The sequence below is a fragment of the Protofrankia sp. CiP1_Cm_nod2 genome (assembly GCF_920664355.1).
GTDB lineage: Bacteria > Actinomycetota > Actinomycetes > Frankiales > Frankiaceae > Protofrankia.
The window spans coordinates 1-1,694 of the sequence record NZ_CAKKTL010000149.1 but is presented as its reverse complement, the minus strand read 5'-3'; the positions used below and the strand labels follow the sequence as shown (position 1 = coordinate 1,694).

Annotated in this window: 1 protein-coding gene and 1 pseudogene; one reads left to right on the top strand and one right to left on the bottom strand. The window is 69.6% G+C overall.

All coding sequences use genetic code 11. The features are described 5' to 3' along the window. A pseudogene (locus tag NBW84_RS16245) lies at positions 1-229 on the bottom strand (Fe-S oxidoreductase); the annotation flags it as partial. A gap of 448 nt (positions 230-677) precedes the next feature. Between NBW84_RS16245 and NBW84_RS16240 the strand changes: the two are divergent. Then, on the top strand, positions 678-1,694 hold a 1,017-nt coding region (locus NBW84_RS16240), incomplete at its 3' end, for a nuclease-related domain-containing protein (protein ID WP_250285597.1).

The following is a 1,694-nucleotide window of genomic DNA, read 5'->3' as shown; positions in this document are numbered from 1 at the left end:
CCGTGAATCCCCAGAAGGTGAAGGCGTGCGCGAGCCCGGGGACCGTCCAGGTCAGCAGCTTCCGCTGGGCACCGACCTCGCTGATCTCACTCCACAGCCGCTGGCCCGCCCCGTCGAGCCGGCCGGCAGCGGGCTGTCCCTGGCGGATCAGCCTGAACAGCCAGTGGAACCGGCGTCCGGCCACCGCGAGAGCAACAACGACGATCACTCCGCCGATAGCGAGTCTCACACATCCTCCAGTCTTCTACCGACGGTGGGAGCGTATCGCTACCCATTGGTAACTTGCACGCCGAACCGGCCCACCGCCGCCAGCCCCGCCGGGATCCGCAGCGAGTCATTTCACCCCTTTGGCCCTTCACCTTCCTCTTCGCACCGCCCAGGCGCAGCCGATCGCCGGTCGGACGGGGCCAGCGCGGGGCCCGGGCCATGCCGGCCGGCACCGCCCGGCCAGGCGCGGGCCAGGCGCGGGCCAGGAATGATCATCTAAGATAAAGTGAGGATCAACGTCTCACCGCCTCTGGAAAATTTGGACCGGTTTCGGGATTCCCTTGTCCGAGGACGCGCTCTGGCTGCACCATCAGTGCGGCCCGTAACATGTCTGCGCTCTGCCGCGCCGGCACGCCCACGACCGCTGATGATTCAGGTTCCGGACCACGACCCCACGATCCACGGTGGACATGATGGCGAGCACGATCAAGAGCCCGATCAGGAGCAGCAGCCCGCTGCGCGGCCACACCCGCGACCGTCCCGGCCACTCCCTGGAGGTGGCCTACCGACGAGCCCGGGAACAGCAGGCGCAGATGCGCCGCGAGCGGCTTGCCTACACCGTGCCCCGGGCCGCGCTACGGGCCTTCCCCATCGCGGTGGTGTTCGCGGTGCTGGCCGTCTCGGGCCTGCGGCTGCCGGTGTCCGTCGCGGTGGCAGCGTACCTGGTGGTCCAGCTCGGCTGGCCGCTGGTGGTGATCGGCCGTTCGTTCGATCCGGTGCCCGAGATCGAGGCGCTGCGTGAAGGCGCCGAATCCGAGCGCAAGACGGCACGTATCGTCAACAGGCTGCGCCGGTACGGCTACGTGGTGATGCACGACCGTCGGGTGGCCCACTCCGAGGCGAGTATCGGACACCTGCTGGTCGGGCCGGGCGGCGTCATGGTGATGAAAAGCGACGCCTCCCCCGGGACGGTCCGCTACTCCAAGGACGGCGCGAAGGTCGACGGGCAGTCCCTGAAGAAGCCGCTCGACCTGACCAGATGGCTCGGGGAAGAGGTGCGCAACCAGATCCGCGACGCCCTGCCGATGGTCAAAGTCCCGGTCCGACCAATTCTGATCATGGCCGAGGCGGGCGTCCTGTGGAGCGACGGGGCGATCGACGGGGTGACCCTGATCAGCCTGAAGGACCTCGTCTCCTACATCCGGGGGCGGCCGGACCGGCTCAACCCGGCCGAGGTGACGAAGGTGGTCGCCGTCGCCCAGCGCCTGTTCCCGCCCGCCACGGCCAACCAGCTCGCCGATCACGTCACCCTGGACCGCGACCAGTGGCTGGCCCTGATGGACGCGCTGCGCACCATCCTGGAGCGCGGCGGGGACGCGACCGACATGCTCGACCGGCTCACCCGGATCGAGAACGAGCTCGCCCGGTCCGGCGAGCCGGGCGGGCGCTCCGGCATCCCGGGAGCGCGCACCGGCGACAGCGGCGAC